The organism is Kribbella pittospori, assembly GCF_004331465.1.
GTDB classification, from domain to species: Bacteria; Actinomycetota; Actinomycetes; order Propionibacteriales; family Kribbellaceae; genus Kribbella; species Kribbella pittospori.
Genome location: NZ_SJKB01000001.1, coordinates 107,102 through 122,787, shown reverse-complemented (window position 1 = coordinate 122,787; position 15,686 = coordinate 107,102). Strand labels below are relative to the sequence as shown.

Annotated in this window: 17 protein-coding genes; 10 read left to right on the top strand and 7 right to left on the bottom strand. The window is 67.3% G+C overall.

Features of this window, described 5'->3' with window-relative positions:
- Positions 1 to 45 precede the first annotated feature (45 nt).
- From E0H73_RS00620 to E0H73_RS00605, 4 genes are all read left to right on the top strand, one after another.
- The gene (locus E0H73_RS00620; protein ID WP_131349890.1) at positions 46 to 930 is read left to right on the top strand and encodes a LysR substrate-binding domain-containing protein; all 885 of its coding nucleotides are present in this window, start codon (positions 46 to 48) and stop codon (positions 928 to 930) included.
- Between the two features lie 288 nt (positions 931 to 1,218).
- The gene (locus tag E0H73_RS46965) at positions 1,219 to 1,479 is read left to right on the top strand and encodes a hypothetical protein (protein ID WP_131349889.1); all 261 of its coding nucleotides are present in this window, start codon (positions 1,219 to 1,221) and stop codon (positions 1,477 to 1,479) included.
- 8 nt (positions 1,480 to 1,487) lie between these two features.
- A complete protein-coding gene (locus tag E0H73_RS46960; RefSeq protein ID WP_131349888.1) occupies positions 1,488 to 1,961 on the top strand; it encodes a GNAT family N-acetyltransferase in 474 nt (157 codons plus the stop codon).
- A 123-nt stretch (positions 1,962 to 2,084) separates the two neighbouring features.
- Positions 2,085 to 5,207, top strand: a complete 3,123-nt coding sequence (locus E0H73_RS00605; RefSeq protein WP_238163730.1) for an ATP-binding protein — start codon at positions 2,085 to 2,087, stop codon at positions 5,205 to 5,207.
- 2 nt (positions 5,208 to 5,209) lie between these two features.
- On the opposite strand, the gene E0H73_RS00600 is transcribed toward E0H73_RS00605, so the two are convergent.
- Positions 5,210 to 5,959 carry an ABC transporter permease gene (locus tag E0H73_RS00600; protein WP_131349883.1) on the bottom strand — a complete coding sequence of 250 codons (750 nt, stop codon included), beginning with the start codon at positions 5,957 to 5,959 and terminating at the stop codon, positions 5,210 to 5,212.
- Entirely contained in the window at positions 5,956 to 6,891 is a 936-nt protein-coding gene (locus E0H73_RS00595) for an ATP-binding cassette domain-containing protein (protein ID WP_131349881.1), read from the bottom strand. Before E0H73_RS00595 ends, E0H73_RS00600 begins: the two co-directional genes overlap by 4 nt.
- A gap of 290 nt (positions 6,892 to 7,181) precedes the next feature.
- Here E0H73_RS00595 and E0H73_RS00590 point away from each other — a divergent pair, with 290 nt between their 5' ends.
- Entirely contained in the window at positions 7,182 to 7,766 is a 585-nt protein-coding gene (locus E0H73_RS00590; protein ID WP_131349879.1) for a dihydrofolate reductase family protein, read from the top strand.
- 87 nt (positions 7,767 to 7,853) lie between these two features.
- Positions 7,854 to 8,234, top strand: a complete 381-nt coding sequence (locus E0H73_RS00585; RefSeq protein WP_131349877.1) for a VOC family protein — start codon at positions 7,854 to 7,856, stop codon at positions 8,232 to 8,234.
- A gap of 10 nt (positions 8,235 to 8,244) precedes the next feature.
- On the opposite strand, the gene E0H73_RS00580 is transcribed toward E0H73_RS00585, so the two are convergent.
- The 3 genes from E0H73_RS00580 to E0H73_RS00570 are packed head-to-tail and all read right to left on the bottom strand — an operon-like array spanning position 8,245 to position 10,697.
- Entirely contained in the window at positions 8,245 to 9,702 is a 1,458-nt protein-coding gene (locus tag E0H73_RS00580; RefSeq protein WP_131349875.1) for a serine hydrolase domain-containing protein, read from the bottom strand.
- A gap of 15 nt (positions 9,703 to 9,717) precedes the next feature.
- Positions 9,718 to 10,152: a VOC family protein gene (locus E0H73_RS00575; protein WP_131349873.1), complete on the bottom strand. Its 435-nt coding sequence runs from the start codon at positions 10,150 to 10,152 to the stop codon at positions 9,718 to 9,720.
- Between the two features lie 32 nt (positions 10,153 to 10,184).
- Positions 10,185 to 10,697, bottom strand: coding sequence for a CGNR zinc finger domain-containing protein (locus tag E0H73_RS00570; protein WP_131349871.1), 513 nt, complete (start codon positions 10,695 to 10,697; stop codon positions 10,185 to 10,187).
- Between the two features lie 37 nt (positions 10,698 to 10,734).
- On the opposite strand from E0H73_RS00570, the gene E0H73_RS00565 reads away from it, so the two are divergent.
- From E0H73_RS00565 to E0H73_RS00555, 3 genes are all read left to right on the top strand, one after another.
- Positions 10,735 to 11,415: a hypothetical protein gene (locus tag E0H73_RS00565; protein WP_165555443.1), complete on the top strand. Its 681-nt coding sequence runs from the start codon at positions 10,735 to 10,737 to the stop codon at positions 11,413 to 11,415.
- A gap of 87 nt (positions 11,416 to 11,502) precedes the next feature.
- Positions 11,503 to 12,636 (top strand): NAD(P)-binding domain-containing protein, encoded by a 1,134-nt coding sequence (locus tag E0H73_RS00560; RefSeq protein ID WP_131349869.1) that lies wholly within the window; start codon positions 11,503 to 11,505, stop codon positions 12,634 to 12,636.
- A gap of 169 nt (positions 12,637 to 12,805) precedes the next feature.
- Positions 12,806 to 13,192: an SHOCT domain-containing protein gene (locus E0H73_RS00555; RefSeq protein WP_131349867.1), complete on the top strand. Its 387-nt coding sequence runs from the start codon at positions 12,806 to 12,808 to the stop codon at positions 13,190 to 13,192.
- A gap of 91 nt (positions 13,193 to 13,283) precedes the next feature.
- On the opposite strand, the gene E0H73_RS00550 is transcribed toward E0H73_RS00555, so the two are convergent.
- A complete protein-coding gene (locus E0H73_RS00550) occupies positions 13,284 to 13,952 on the bottom strand; it encodes a GPR1/FUN34/YaaH family transporter (protein WP_131349864.1) in 669 nt (222 codons plus the stop codon).
- Positions 13,953 to 14,095: 143 nt separating this feature from the next.
- Here E0H73_RS00550 and E0H73_RS00545 point away from each other — a divergent pair, with 143 nt between their 5' ends.
- Positions 14,096 to 14,737 carry a hypothetical protein gene (locus E0H73_RS00545; protein WP_131349862.1) on the top strand — a complete coding sequence of 214 codons (642 nt, stop codon included), beginning with the start codon at positions 14,096 to 14,098 and terminating at the stop codon, positions 14,735 to 14,737.
- Between the two features lie 3 nt (positions 14,738 to 14,740).
- Here the strand turns inward: E0H73_RS00545 and E0H73_RS00540 are convergent, their stop codons facing one another.
- Positions 14,741 to 15,613, bottom strand: coding sequence for a transglutaminase-like domain-containing protein (locus E0H73_RS00540; protein ID WP_131349860.1), 873 nt, complete (start codon positions 15,611 to 15,613; stop codon positions 14,741 to 14,743).
- Positions 15,614 to 15,686: the final 73 nt, after the last annotated feature.

The following is a 15,686-nucleotide window of genomic DNA, read 5'->3' as shown; positions in this document are numbered from 1 at the left end:
GATGTTGTCCAAGGCCGATCTGTACTTGATTGATAACGTCAGTGCATGGATGTGGACGCGCGGTTGTGGCGGTCGTTCGCCACGGTGGCGGATGAACTGCACTACGGCCGGGCCGCTGAGCGCCTGCACATCACCCAGCCCGCGCTGTCGCGGCAGATCCGCGACCTCGAACGGATTCTGGGCGTCAGGCTCTTCGACCGGACGAGCCGGCGAGTCGTCTTGAGCCCAGCCGGGCGGGCGGTGCTCGAGCAGGCACGGCGGGCGCTGACTGAGTCCGACCGCGCAGTTCGGCTGGCCCAACTGGCCGCTGAGGGCGACTGGGGTGAGCTGGCGATCTCGGCGCTTCCGGCGGTCTCGCTGGCGTTGTTGCCCGCGATCATTCGCTCGTACCGCGACGCCCATCCTGCGATCGAGGTCAGGATCAGCGAGAGCTTCGACGACGAGCAGTTGGCGGCGCTCACGGCCGGGCGGATCGACGCCGGGTTTCTGCGGGCGGCCGCGGCGCCGCCGGGCATCCAACTGGAGACGTTGCTGACCGAGCCGGTTCTGGCTGGGGTGCCCGCCGATCACCGGCTGGCGCAGCGCGACCGGATCGCGTTGGGCGATCTCGCCGACGAGCCGTTCGTGTTCTTCCCGCGTCACCGCTCGGTGCTGGCGTACGACGAGTTCATCGCGTCCTGCCGCGGTGCCGGCTTCAGCCCGGCCATCGTGCAGGAGGCGAGTGGCATCTCCGCGTTGGGGCTCGTCGCGGCTGGACTCGGGGTGACCATCGTGGCGGCGTCGTACCAGGCGGTGTCGTTGGAGGGCGTCCGGTTCGTGCCTGTCGTCGGGTATGAGCTCGCGCTCCAGCTCGCCTGGGCTGCGGACAACGCGAACACGGCGCTCCCCGGCTTCCTGGAGACGGCCAGGCAGGTAGAAGTCAAGGTCTGAGCCCCTCGATAGGGCCGTTGCAGCTGGCAACGGGTTCAGCGGATGCACGTACGGCAATCGCCCGTGGGGCCTTGCTTTGCGGGGTACTGAGCCTGTCGCGGGATACCGTTCACACGTGGCGTTCCCGGACGATCACACCTGTCAGCGTCGACGCAGTTCTGCCTGCCTGGAGTCCCGATGACGAACCCGCCGCCCGAACCCAACGTGTACTCCGCACCGCCATACGCACAAGCGCAGCAGCCTTGGACTGATCCCCACGGCCGGGGATGGCCAGGTGGGCCGGCTCCGGTGGAGCCGCCGAAGGGCGCGGGATTGGGTGTTGCCGCGCTGATCGTCGGTTTGCTCGGGTGCGTGGTTCCGCTGCTTCCGATGAACATGGACGGCATCCGGGCGTACACACCGATCCCGTTCGCGGTGCTCGGCATCCTGCTCGCCGTACTCGGCTGCATCGGCCGCCGTCGCGGCAAGGCCCTCGCCGTTGTCGGCTGGATGTTGTCGGTGCTCGCCCTCATCATGGGCTTGATCATGATCGTCCCGCGCTTGACCTGAGGAGAGACGTGGCAGTTATCGCGCTCCGGCTGATCGAGGACTCCGATCTCGACCGACTGTTCGAGCTGATGCGAGACCCTGAGTCGGTCCGGATGGCTGCGTTCACGGCGAAGGACCCGGACGATCGGTCGGCGTTCGACGCGCACATGGCCAAGATCAGGGCCTCGACGACCAATACCACGCGCGCAATCACCTGCGATGGCCAGTTCGTCGGCACGACCGCTGCCTTCGTCATGGAAGGCGAGACCGAGGTCACCTACTGGATCGACCGAGCAGCCTGGGGCCAGGGCATCGCGACCCGCGCACTGGAACTGCTCCTCGAGCTCGTCCCCACCCGACCTCTGTACGCCCGCGCAGCCAGCGACAACGCCGGCTCTCTCCGGGTCCTCGCGAAAGCGGGTTTCAAGACCATCGGCACCGATCGCGGTTTCGCCCCCGCCAGAAACACCACCATAGAAGAAACCATCCTCCGCAAGGACTAGCAGCAGTGGGCGCCTCGCGGACCTCAGCTTTCCGGAACATCCGCCTGGCGCCAGTTTGTTTCCGTGATCCCACATCGCGAAGCAACCGGCCGTGCTGGCAAGATCGGGCGGGTGCGGATTGGGATGCTGGGGTCATTTGAGGTTCGGTCGGACGACGGGGTCGTCGCCGACGTGCCGGGTGCCCGGTTGCGGGGGTTGTTGATCGCGCTGGCGCTCAGCCCGGGGCAGGTGGTTCCGAAGGCGACCCTTGTCGACTGGATCTGGGGTGAGCAGCCGCCCGCCGAGGCCGCGAATGCCTTGCAGCGCTTGGTCTCCCGGCTGCGGAAGGCTTTGCCAGACGCATCGGTGGAGGGCCAGACCGACGGCTACCGGCTGATGGTGGATCCCGACGCCGTCGACGCGATCCGGTTCGAACGCCTCCTCGGCCGGGCCCGCAACGACCAGCCAGCTCAGATAGGACTACTGCGCGAAGCCCTCGCGCTGTGGCGAGGCGCGGCCTTGCAGGACGTCGGTTTGCAGGACAGTACGGCGTACGACGCAGCAGTCACGCGGCTCGAAGGACTACGTCTGACTGCCCTCGAGGATCGGTTCGACGCGGAGATCAACCTCGGCAACGGCGCGGAGATGGTCACGGAACTGACCGACCTGGTGGCTGCGCACCCAGTCCGAGAGCGGCTCGTCGGGGCGCTGATGCGTGCCCTCGCCGCGGCCGGTCGCAACGCCGACGCGCTCCTCCTGTTCGAGAGCACGAGAGAAGCCCTGGCCGACGAGCTGGGAGTCGACCCCTCCCCCGAGCTGTCCGCCGTACACGTCGCGCTGCTGCGAGGCGAGCTGGGACGGCGGGAGGAAACCCGCACCACCAATCTGCGCGCCGAGCTGACCAGCTTCATCGGCAAGGACGCCGACGTCGCAACGGTCCGCGACCTCGTCGCCGGTCATCGGCTCACCACCTTGGTCGGGCCGGGCGGCGCGGGAAAGACCAGGCTCGCCTCCGAGACCGCACGCACGCTGGTCGGTGACGTAGCCGACGGCGTGTGGCTGGTGGAGCTCGCACCCATCGGCGCAGACGGCGACGTGGCGCAGGCGACGCTCGCCGCGCTCAGCCTGCGGGACGGGCTGCTCACCGACGCATCGGACACGGAGCCGACGGATCGGGTCATCACTGCGCTCCGCGAGCGCGACGCCCTGCTGGTCCTGGACAACTGCGAGCACGTGATCGAGTCGGCCGCGACGTTCGCCCATCGGGTGCTCGGGGAGTGCCGGCGGCTGCGGATCCTCGCGACGAGCAGGGAACCGCTCGGCATCACCGGCGAGGCGCTGTGGCACGTCGTACCGCTGGCCCTGCCCAAGAGCGAAGCGGACCTGAGTGAGATCGAGGCTTCTCCGGCTGTCCAGCTGCTGCGCGACCGGGCGGCCGCCGTACGCACAGATTTCGCGGTGGATGCCCACACGTTGTCGACCATGGCGCGGGTCTGCCGCGCGCTGGACGGGATGCCGCTCGCGATTGAACTGGCCGCGGCCAGGCTCCGCACCATGTCCCTCGATCAGCTGGCCGACCGGCTCGACGATGTCTTCCGTCTCCTGACCGGCGGCAGCCGTACGGCGCTGCCGCGGCAACGGACCCTCCGCGCGGTGATCGACTGGAGCTGGGAGCTGCTGTCCGACGCCGAACGGACGGTCCTGCGCAGACTGTCGGTGTTCTACGGCGGCGCGAGCCTGGAGGCAGCCGAGCGAGTCTGCGCCGGCGATGCGGTCGAGGCGAGTGACGTGCTCGAGTTGCTGACCGCACTGACCGAGAAGTCACTGCTGGTCGCCGACACCGACAAGGCGCCGCGGTACCGGATGCTCGGCACGATCAAGGAGTACGCCGCGCAACGGCTCGCGGAGGCCGGCGAATCGGAGCTCGCGCGTCATGCGCATCTTGCCTACTTCACCGAGCTCGCCGAGACCGCGGAGCCGCACCTTCGTCGCGCCGAGCAACTGGAATGGCTCGCCAAGCTCGCGGCCGAGCATGACAACATCAGTGCCGCGATGCGTGCTGCGATTGCCGCCGGCGAGGCCCAGGGGGCGATGCGGCTGGCCGCGTCCGCCGGCTGGTACTGGTGGCTCGCCGGAGACAAGACCGAGGGCAACGAACTGATCATGGCGGCCACCGCGACACCGGGTGAGGTGACCGACGAGGTCCGCGCGATGGTGTACGCCCTGGTCGTGCAGTTCCTGACCTCCGGGCCGGGCGACGAGCACCAGGTCGCGGACTGGATCCACAAGGCGTACCGCTACAGCCAGCAGAGCAAGGATCCTCATCCGGTGCTCGGGCTGATCGCGCCGCTGGAGAGCATGTTGCAGGCGCCGGACCAGATCCTGCCCGCGTGGGAGTCGCTGCTCAGCCACGAGGATCCCTGGGGACGCGCGATGGCCCGCCTGCAGCTCGGCAAGATGCGGATCATGCTCGGCTATGCCGGGTGGGAGGCGGACAAGGATCTCGAGCTGGCGCTCACCGAGTTCCGGGCAGTCGGCGAACGGTTCGGGATCTCGTTCGCCCTGGCCGAGCTGGCGGACCGCTTCGCCACGCGCGGCGAGTTCGCCGCCGCCTGCGAGTACCTCGAACAGGCGGTCGGAGTCGTCACCGAATTCGGTGCTGTCGACGACGTCATTCGGCTGCGCGCGCGGCAGGCTCAGCTGTACTGGCTGCTCGGCGACGAGGAGTCCAGCGAGGCCTCAATGGGAGATGCGCAACGGTACGCGGACCGCATCCCCTGGCCGGGTGCGCTGGCCGTGCTGGCCCTCGCGAAGGCGGAACTCGCCGGCTGGCGCGGAGACGCCGAGGAGGCACGTCGCCAACTCGGGGTCGCGACGACTGTTCTGGGAGACGAAGCGGATCAGGCGAACGTCCGCGCGACCGTTCAGAGTCTGCTCGGCGACTTCGCCGACGACCTCGAGCAGGCCCGCGAACACCGGGCCGCCACGATCCAGGCGGCGTCCGAGGCCGGGCACGCAACCACGATCGCGCACGCCATCGTCGGGGTCGCGGATCTGGCCTTGCGCCGCGAACAGTACGAGCAGGCGGCGCGGTTGCTCGCGGCCAGCGACGGCGTACGCGGACTGCCGGATCTGTCCAACCCGGCCGCGGTCAGGATCGAGCACGACGTACGACGTCACCTCGGCGACGCACGGTTCGCCGAGGTGACGCAGGAAGGCACGGAGTCGGACTGGTCTGACCTGGTCGAGATCACGCTCGCCTCGTGAGGTCAGGCTCGCTTCGCGAAGGTGGAGCGTGCCCACAGGTACCCGACGAGGGCGATTCCGACGCACCACGCGAGGGCCGGGATCACGTCGCCGGCGGCCGGTGCGCCGTTCAGCAACCCACGCAGGGTCTCGATGATCGGGGTGAAGGGCTGGTACTCCGCGAACTGCTTGAGGCCGGCCCCCATCTTGTCCGCCGGGACGATCGCGCTGCTGAAGAACGGCAGCATGACCAGCGGTACGGCGGCCAGACCGGCGGTCTCCGGCGACTTCGCAAACAATCCGAGGGCGACGGTCAGCCATCCGGCCGCGAACCCGAGCAGTACGACGAGACCGATCACGCCGAGCCAGTCGACGAAGCTCGCCGACGGACGGAATCCCAGCAGGAAACCCACCCCGACGATCGCGGCGATGGCGATCAGGTTGGTCAGCAGGCTGGCGATCACGTGCCCGGTCAGCACCGCACCGCGCGATACATCCATGACCTTGAACCGGTTGATGATGCCCTTGGTCATGTCGGAGTTCACCGCGGTCGCGGTCGCCCCCAGGCCGTAGCAGACGGCCAGCAGCATCAGTCCGGGTGTCGCGTAGTCGACGTAGTCGACGCCGACGTTGAAGGCGTCGCCGAGCATGTAGACGAACATCAACATGATCACGACCGGCATCAGCACCGCGTTGAACACCGAGGTCGGGTTCCGGGTGATGTGCTTGAAGTTGCGGCGCAGCATGACGATCGAGTGGTTCTGGGCGCTCATTTCGCGACTACCTCCGTGTTGTGGCCCGTCAGGGCGAGGAAAACGTCATCAAGGTCAGGGGTGTGGACGGAGAACTCTTCGGCGCTGATCGAGTACTCGTCGAGCCGGTCGAGCACCGCCCGCAGCGACTTCGTCCCGCCGTCGCTCGGAACCCGCAGGTCCATCGCTTCGTCGTCCCGGGTCGAGTCGGTGAAGATCCGGGCGGCCGCGTCGAGTTCCTCGACGGTGCTGAACCGGAGCCGGACGTGCGTCCCGGGCAGCTGGCGCTTGAGTTCGTCCGGGGTGCCCTCGGCAACCAATCTGCCCTGGTCGAGTACGGCGATCCGGTCGGCGAGCTGATCGGCCTCGTCGAGGTACTGGGTGGTGAGGAAGATGGTCACGCCGTCGGCGACCAGCCCGCGGATGATCGTCCACATCGTGCGCCGGCTGCGCGGGTCGAGTCCGGTGGTCGGCTCGTCCAGGAAGATGATCTTCGGGTTGCCGACGAGGGTCATCGCCAGGTCCAGCTTGCGGCGCATACCCCCGGAGTACGTCGACACCGGCTTCTGCGCCGACTCCACCAGATCGAACCGCTCCAGCAGCCCCGCGATGATCTGCCCGCCGGACTTCACCCCGAGCAGATCGACCATCAACTGCAGGTTCTCCTGCCCGGTCAGCAGCTCGTCCACCGCCGCGAACTGACCGGTGACGCCGATGACCGAGCGTACGGCCTTGGCCTCGGTGTCGATGTCGTGGCCGGCAACCCGTGCCGTCCCACCGTCTGCCTTCAGCAAGGTGGTCAGCACGTTCACCGTGGTCGTCTTGCCCGCGCCGTTCGGACCGAGCAGCGAGAACACCGTCCCGGCCCGGACCTCCAGATCGATGCCATCGAGCACGACCTTGTCGCCATAAGACTTACGCAGTCCCGAGACTGCAATCGCTGAGCTGTTCATGTCCCAACCATCGGCGCCCGCCCAGACACCCCACTGACACGCCCCTGACACGCCCGCTGACACGCTTCCGGCAGGCTCGTGGAACGGTGGAAGGCGCGCTGAAAGGTTGTTGAAAGCGGGGGCGCTCACGATCGGCGTACCAGAGGTTCTCAGGAAATCCGCGGGTCGGTGTCGGATCGGGGCGGCGGCGTTCGTGGACGGGGTGAGAGCCGCCCAGGACGACCGACTGGACGACCCCTCCGAACAGGTCCCGGTAGCAACCCAGCTTTGACTGTTTCAAGGAGAACGCCATGACCGCTGTCTATACCTTCGACGTCTTTTCCACCCTCGACGGTTTCGGCTCGTACGGCGAGGGCGGCGACTGGGGTGGCTACTGGGGCAAGCAAGGTCCCGAGTTCCTCGACCGCCGTCTTGCCTTGTACGGCGAGAATCCGCGGTTGGTGCTCGGGGCAACCACCTACCGGCAGTTCCTGGAGATTCTGGGACCGAGCATCGAGGAGTCCGAGGTACGCGACCCGGTGAACACCCTGATGAGGAGCCTGCCGACAACGGTGGTGTCGAAGACACTGGAAGGACCCCTCGCCTGGAAGAACGCGACTCTGGAGAACGGCGACGCCGTCGACGTCATCGCCCGGCTCAAGGAGGAGTCCGACGTACCGATGGTCTCGGCCGGCAGCCTGTCGCTGAACCGGTCGCTGATGGCCGCCGGCTTGGTCGACCGCGTTCAGCTGACGATCTTCCCCGTCATCAGCGGTCAGACCGGAGTGGACCCGGTCTTCCAGGGCGCGGCCGACTTCGACCTCGAACTGATCGAGCAACGCACCCTCGACGGCCATACCCAGGAGCTCACCTACCGACCCACCCTTCACGTCTGAGTCAGCGTTGAAATCACTTCGCCCGGGCTCACCTCGTTCGGTAGGCTCGCGGGATTGTTCCACCGAGGCTGAGAGCAGGTTTCGCCCATGGCGTGTCGGATCAGTGAGCTCGTGCTCGGTTGCCGCGACCCGGAGGTGCTGACGACGTTCTGGTGCGAGGTGCTGGACTTCGTCGTCCTTGATCGCATGCACGACGGCTCGACGGAGATCGGGCCGCGCGAAGGGTTCGGCGGTCCGCAGCCGACGATCATCATCAGTCGCAGGGACGAGCCGGAGCCGGGGAAGACCCGGCTGCACATCGACGTCAACGCCACCGACCGCGATCAGGACGCCGAGCTCGAACGCCTGCTGAAGCTCGGTGCGCGCCCGGCCGACATCGGCCAGACCGGCGACGAGAACTGGCATGTCCTGGCCGACCCCGAGGGCAATGTGTTCTGCCTGCTCAACGCGCGCCTGAATCCACTCTGATGCTCGTCAGTCACTCCGGCGGGAGGCTGTTCATGACCTGCGCGGCGTCTTCGTTCCCGGGGTCGAGGTCGACGGCGCGTCGGAGCGCAGTCCTCGCCAGGTCGAGCCGCCCGTCCATCTGATGCGCCCACCCGGCCATCGTCCAAGCGGCGGATGAGTCCGGACGCAACTCGGTCCACACTCGCAACAGCGGCCAGACCAGGTCTGTGCGGTGCAGCTCGATCGCTCCCCACACGGCGTCGTCGAACCCCTCGTCGTCGAGGTCGAACTCGGCCGGCTCGACCGCGATCAATCGGTGGTACGCCGCCTTTGCTGCATCCGGACCGGACGTTTTCAGCGCCTCGGCGACAGGGCCGACGACCGAGCGCAGCAAGGCGCGCACGGCCGCCACCCCCTCGGGCGTCACACCGGAGACGTGGTGATCCGCGAGGGCGATGTCGAGTGCTGCCTTCGCGATGGGCGAGGCAGGGATCGTGTTGGAGTTCGCCAGTACGACGACGCCCGTACGCCGCTCAGGAACCAGCACGAGTCTCGACCCGAACCCTGGGTCCAAACCACTGTGGCTCAGCGTTCGATGCCCGCTGTAGCTGCCGATGGCCCAGCCCAGTCCCGCCGCTTCCTGCCATGGGGGGTTGCCGACCGACACCACGGGTTGCGACATCAGGTCGAGCAGCTCAGGGTCCAGCCGCGCCCACTGCCCGTCGGAAGCCGGCTCGAAGTGGGCCACCATCCAGCGACACAGCTCGACGAGGTTGGAGTGCAGGGTCGAGCTCGGGGCATGGCGCCTGGTGTACGGACAGGAGCCCTCGGGAACCGACAGCGGCATCCCGACATGCGGTGAGGCGGCCAGGTGCGCGGGCACGTCGCCGCGCAGGAAGGTGCTGTCCCGCATCCCCAGTGGTGCCAGGACATTGCGCCGTACGGCGTCCTCGAACGTCGTCCCAGTGACCCTGGACAAGACCAGCCCGAGAAGCTCGAATCCGGCGTTGGAGTAGGCGAACGCCGAACCGGGCTCCGCCTGCAGTCGCCAATCCGACAGGCTGCGCGCGAACTCGCTGAGGGCGTCGTCGCCGAGCTGAGGGTCGTGCCAGCCATAGTCCATGACGTCGGGAAGACCGCTCGTATGGCTCAGCAATCGCCGGGCTGTGACCTCGCCTGCCCGACCGTCAGCCAGCGTGAACTCAGGCACCCAATCGGTGATCGGAGCATCCAGATCGAGCACCGGTTCGCGGCCGGTTGCCAGCGACACGATGGCGGTCGCGACGAAGGGCTTGGACACCGACGCCAGGTGGAACATCGTCTCCGGGGTGGCCGGCGCGCCCGTTCCGACGTCACGAACGCCGAACCCGCGCGCGACCACCTCCTCGTCGCGTACCACCGCGACGGCCAGGCCCGCCACATCGTGCGAGCCGACGAAGGACTCGACCAGCGGCCACAACCCTGCCTCGACGCTCCCCCGAAGATCCATGCCCCACTCCCTGATTCAGTCGAGACAGAACTCGTTGCCCTCGACATCCAGCATCGGAAGGCAGGACTCGTTGAACTCGTCGGCCCGTAGGAGTCCCACGCGCTTCGCGCCGAGCGCGACCAGTCGTGCACATTCAGCCTCGAGCACAGCTACGCGCTCTTCACCCACAAGCCCCGTGCCGACCCGCACGTCAAGATGCACCCGATTCTTGACGACCTTGCCTTCGGGAACGCGCTGGAAGTACAGCCGCGGACCTACACCGTTGGGATCGCCGCAGGAGAACCCTGCCCCCTGACGCTCGGGCGGCAGCGAGCGATGGAAATCGGTCCACGTGGCAAACCCTTCGGGTGGCGGCGGTACGACGTACCCCAGCACCTCGCACCAGAAGCGAGCGACGCGCTCAGGTTCCGCGCAATCGAAGGTGACCTGGACCTGCCTGACCGATGCCATCCGCCCATCGTCCTGGACAGCGCAACCCTCGGCTAGGAGTTTTTGGCCGCCCGCGCCCGGTACGCCGCGACCGTCGTACGGCTCGCGCACGCGTTGGAGCAGAACCGGCGCGTCCGGTTCCGCGACTGGTCCACGAAGTAGTTTCCGCACCCGGCCGCGGCGCACCGCCCCAGCGTCACCGCCGGATCCCCGGCCGCGACCAGCGCGAGCTTGGCAGCGATCAACTGGCCGGCCCAGCGCTTGGCCGGGGTGCCGTTGCGGCTGAAGTGGATGTGCCAGCCGCCGTCGTGGTCGGACAGATGCATGTCCGGCGGGTAATCGCGCAGCAGGCGGTGCACGGCGTCGGGGGCAGCGCCGTCGACCGACTGCGCCAGCGCCGTACGCACGAGGTCCGGCAGGTCGCCGTAGTCGCCGTCCGGCGGCGGAGCGATCTCGTGCTCGGCGATGAACGCGGCGACCAGTTCACCGTGCTCGTTGAGCGTGCCGGTGTTGGCCAGCTCGACGGCCAGCCGCGTCACGTTCCCTATGTAGTCGCCGTATTCCACTTGACCACCTACATCATCGGTTCTTATGGTAGGCGCCATGCTAACTGATGACGCCTACATCGCCCGACGCCTGCACCTGCTCGGCGAGTGGGATGCCGCACTCGCCGTCTTGGACCCGGACTCCGAACCCGAACTGCGCGCGGAGATCGCCGTTGACCGCTGGTTCTTCCAGACCGACGGTCATGAGGAGGCCGAGAAGTCCGTCGCGGCACTCGATCCCGCATCGCCGACCGCGCAGTTGCTCACGGCACGAATGGCGTACAGCCGCCTGCTGTTCCAGCGTGACGCGCGGGCCGACGACCGCGCCGTGGCCGAGGCCGGCTATCGCGCGGCGGCACAGAGCGGCGACGAGTTGCAGCGCGGTTGGGCGGAGTACCACTGGGGCGTCCTGCTGGACAACATCGACGAGGACCCGGCCGGCGCCCTCGCGCGCTACGAGACAGCACTCGAGATCGCCAAGAAGTACGGCGATGGCTACTTCGAGTCGTACATCATCCGGCACCTCGCCCATCTGAAGGAGCCCACCGAGGGGATCGCGATGCTGCGCCGCTCACTCCACCTGCGCGCCGCACTCGGCGCCCGGCCCCAGACCATCGCCGCCCAGGCCGCCCTCGCCGAAGACCTCCCCGAAGACGATCCCGAGCGCGCCGAACTCATCCGGACCTTCCGTCCGGGCGCAGAAGAACTACGTATCGGCTGGCTCCTGTCCGACAACTGATCCGCCCGGGGTGGCTGGCGCCAACGGATCAGGAAGAGGATTCTTGGCCTCACCGCCCGCTGATCGGCCGCACCTTCAGGAGACACGATGCCGGACCGGACGGATCTGCTCGTCGTCGGTGCGGGGCCGTATGCCTACTCTGCGGCGGCCCTTGCCCGTGACAACGGCATCGAGACCCGGATCGTGGGCCTCCCGATGGCGTTCTGGCGGAAGAACATGCCGGTGGAGATGTTCCTGCGATCTGGTCCCGACTGGCATCTCGACGGAAAGGGCGAGTACACGTTCGAGGCATTCTTCGAGGATCGAGGCCTGCGACCCGAAGACGTCGACCCGATCCCGATCTCGGTCTTCCTCGACTACACGGAGTGGTTCCGTGGGCGCAAGAGGCTCGACGTGGACGAGCGTCTCGTGACCGGCCTGACCAAGCCGAACGCGGGCTTCGTGGCCACGATGGACGACGGTACGACGATCACCGCGGACAAGGTTCTCGCCTCACCCGGAATCGGCTACTTCCTCAACCTGCCGGAGTGGTACGCCGAGGTCCCCCCGGCTCGCCGCTCGCATACGTGTGAACTGGTTTCCTTCGATGCGCTCGCCGGTGCCCGGGTCGTGATCATCGGCGGCCGGCAAAGCGCCTACGAATGGGCGGCTTTGCTGTGTGACCACGACGCGGCGCAGGTGGACGTAGTACATCGCCACAGCACGCCGACGTTCGCCAAGGTGAGCTGGGGTTTCGTCGACCAGTACGTCGACCAGACGCTGGCGCACCGGGGATGGTGGCGAGGACTCCCGGTCGAGCGGCAGCGGGCAATCGCTGCCGAGTTCTGGCAGGTCGGCCGCCTCACCCTCGAACCCTGGCTCGTACCGCGAATCCCTGAAGCCGTCGTGACCAGTCATCCAGGGTGTGCGGTGGTCGCCACAGCAATCAGCGAACACGACGTGACTCTGACTCTCTCCGATGGCACGACGCTGACTGCCGATCACGTGGTCTTCGCTTCCGGCTACCGGGCCGACCTCGCTCGCGTGCCCTACCTGGGCGGCGTTCTGGATCGAGTCTCCATAACTGAGGGCTTCCCGACCTTGACCGAAGGCCTCGAAACGTCCCTGGCCGGCCTCTACCTGACCGGGTTCGCGGCAACCCGCGACTTCGGCCCCTTCTACGGCTTCACCAAGGGCTGCCCCTCAGCCGCCCACATCGCCATCACCGACATGCTGGGCTGACTTCTCTGCCGATGGCAACGGAGTTCATCCACTATGGGTGACGCCGCGGGCAGTCCGGACCTGCTGCAATGCGACCGAGACGCCTATCGGAGGCGCAGGTCATGAGGCTCGACCTGGGTGAGCCGGCTGGCGCGTGCGCTCATCTCTGGAGGGAATGACCGTGGACGCAATGACGAATGACTTCGGCGAAGTTCTCCTGTGGAGCTTCTGGTTCTTCATCTGGATCGCCGCACTGATGGTGTGGTTCCGTTGTCTGTGGGACCTGTTCAGCGACCGCTCGCTCAGCGGTTGGGCCAAGGCCGGCTGGGCGATCCTGCTCATCTTCGTACCGTGGCTGGGGGCACTGATCTACCTCATCGCCCGAGGCCGGAGCATGAACGAGCGGCGGCAGGCGGCGTTCGAGGAGGCGCAGGCCGACCAGAAGAAGTACATCCAGGATGTTGCAGGCAGTTCCAAGAGCCCGACCGACGAGATTGCCAGCGCCAAGCAACTGCTGGACTCCGGAACGATCACGCAGGACGAGTACGAATCCATCAAGACCAAGGCGCTTGCCTGACCACAACCGGCGTACCGGCTCACATGTCAGAGGCCCTCTCCCGAGCGGGACAGGGCCTCCGACCTGCGGTGGAGCTCAGTGACAAGGCGGCTCAACCGTGGACGAGCGGCGGTCCGAGCGGAAGCGCGCCACCACCTGTCGCCTGCGAAGCCGAGTTGAAGAACAGGTAGACACCCACCGCGGCGAACACGAAGACCACCACACCTGCGATGTGGAGCACGCCTGCTGATGCCTGCAGGGTGCCGATCAAGACCAGCACCAGGGCGATTTCGATGAGCGCGAAGAGCACCGTGTAGGCGCTCGGCAACCGGAGTGTGGCCAGCGTCAGCATCCCGATCACGACCAGCCACGAGATCAGGAACAGCCCCTGTGTGTCGACGGCGTCCGCGGCGACGATGCCGAGCCAGTTGTGGGTGAGGCCCAGTACGAGCATCGCGTAACTGAGCCAGAACCCCGCGAAGATGCCGAACACCCCGGCGACCGCGCTCTGGCCGACGCCGGCCGCCCAGACGGCCGCGATCACCAGGCCCAGGCCGGTGGCCGCGACGATGATGGAGAGCGAGGCACCGACCGCCGCCGCCGGCACGTAGCCGACAAGGACGAGACCAAGCGCGACCGATCCCACAATGAAACTGGGGAGACCGATCAGCGACGGGTCTCCGGTCACCGCTGGGACCGCGGCCTCGGCCTCAGCCGCCTCAGCGGCATGTTTGGCGCGTTCCTCGTGGGCGCCGAAGGCATCGGCGTCGATAGTGGTCATGGGCGAACTCCTTTCGGGGGCGTATCCCGGATCGGATCAGGGTCTCCACTTCGCCCCCGGCAATCTGTCTCGATTTGAGACACGGCTCGCACCCGGACGCTCACGCACTGCTGATCGCGACGCGGTTTCGATACCGTCAGGCCATGGCCGGATGGGACGGCTTGCGCGTGGACCTGCGCCGGTTGCTCGAGGAGTCACCGGGCGCGCTCGTGGTATTTCCCCATCCCGAGAGCGAGCGGTCTGAGCGGCGGTTCCGCATCGAGTTGGCCGCGTGGGCAGCCGAGATCGCGGCCGCGCTGGACGCGAAGTACGGGAGCCTCGTGGATCTACAGGTCGGGGCGATGACCTTTCCGGCCAGACAGCTATGGGTCAGCGAGCAGGCATGCCAGCTACGCGGAGACCCCGCCGAATCCGCCGGGCTCTACGTGGAATCCTCATCGCCGTTGTCGGTCCGGACCGGTCGGTTCGCTCACAACGACGTACTGGTAACGAATCGAGCCGAGCACGAGCAAGTGCTCTTCAGCAACCGCTCCCTGACATCGGCGGTGACCGACAACTCCGGCACTGTCGTCGGTCTGTACGTCGGCCCGAGCAACGCAGTTCGGGTGGGATTCGCGATCGAGCCTCACCAGAGCCGCCCCGTCCCCGTCCTGATCGGCACAGCCTCGGTTGTCCCCGACCTGGGGTACGCCGTACCGCCCGGCCAATGGCAGCTGGTCATCGCCCTACACACCGAGAACAGCAACATGCTGTCGAGCCCTCTGCCGCTCACCATCACGCCGTAGCACCTATTCACGGCCGGGGCGCGGCGTGAGCTGGATCGTCACCGGTGGGTCGCCGTACGGCGAGAGTTGGGTGACGCTTGTCCCCGGTCGGAGCTTCGGATCGCTCCGAAACCGCTGCACCAGGTGGTCTTCGGCCGCCAGATCTCCGGCATCGGCGGCCAGCAGTAGCCGGGCGACCTCGTCGGCATCGGAATCTGTGATCCCAGTGCCGACCTCGTCCCACAGGAGTGCCTCATGGCCGTACCGGTGCAGGACTTCCATGACGACGTACGTCCGGATGAATCCCGGACCAGACAGCTCCGACCCCGGAGCCACGCCATAGCCTGCGGGATCGAGGCGGCCGGAACGATAGCCCGTCCAGACCTCCGCGGCGGTCTCGAACAGCGCTCCCTCACCGGTCGGCAGATCGCGTACGTCGAAGGAACGGCTCCCCGGCTCCAGCTCCGGATCGAACCGCTGCCACCGCGCACCGTTCCACCATTCGGCGACGACGTGATCACCCCGGAAGTCCGGAGCGAAGTACCCAGTGAAACCCACCCGGGTCCGCGCCGGGGTCTCCTGCTCGCGAAGAGCAGCGACCGCGAGCAGGGCATCATCACGACAGCATCCCGCTACCCGGTCGCCAGGCGGCCTCGGATCCAGTAGCGGGCCGGAATGCCGCGCCTGATCGAGGTCCAGGATGGTTTGGACCCAGCGCGAGTTGATCTCGCCGCGACGGTCATCGCGGAGCAGGTGCGCTTCGGCGCGATAGTGGAGGACGAGATTGTTCACGGCCCTGCAGATCTCCTCGATCCCGGACAGCTCACGGAGCAACCGACCATGCCGGCCCGGATCGGAGAATGCGGAATGTCGCGCGAGTCGGTCCAGAGTGGTCATCCGACGATCCTGCCCGGATTTCTGGTGACATTTCAGGCATTTAAGGTCAGGCGCCTCCGTGCTGCACGCACTA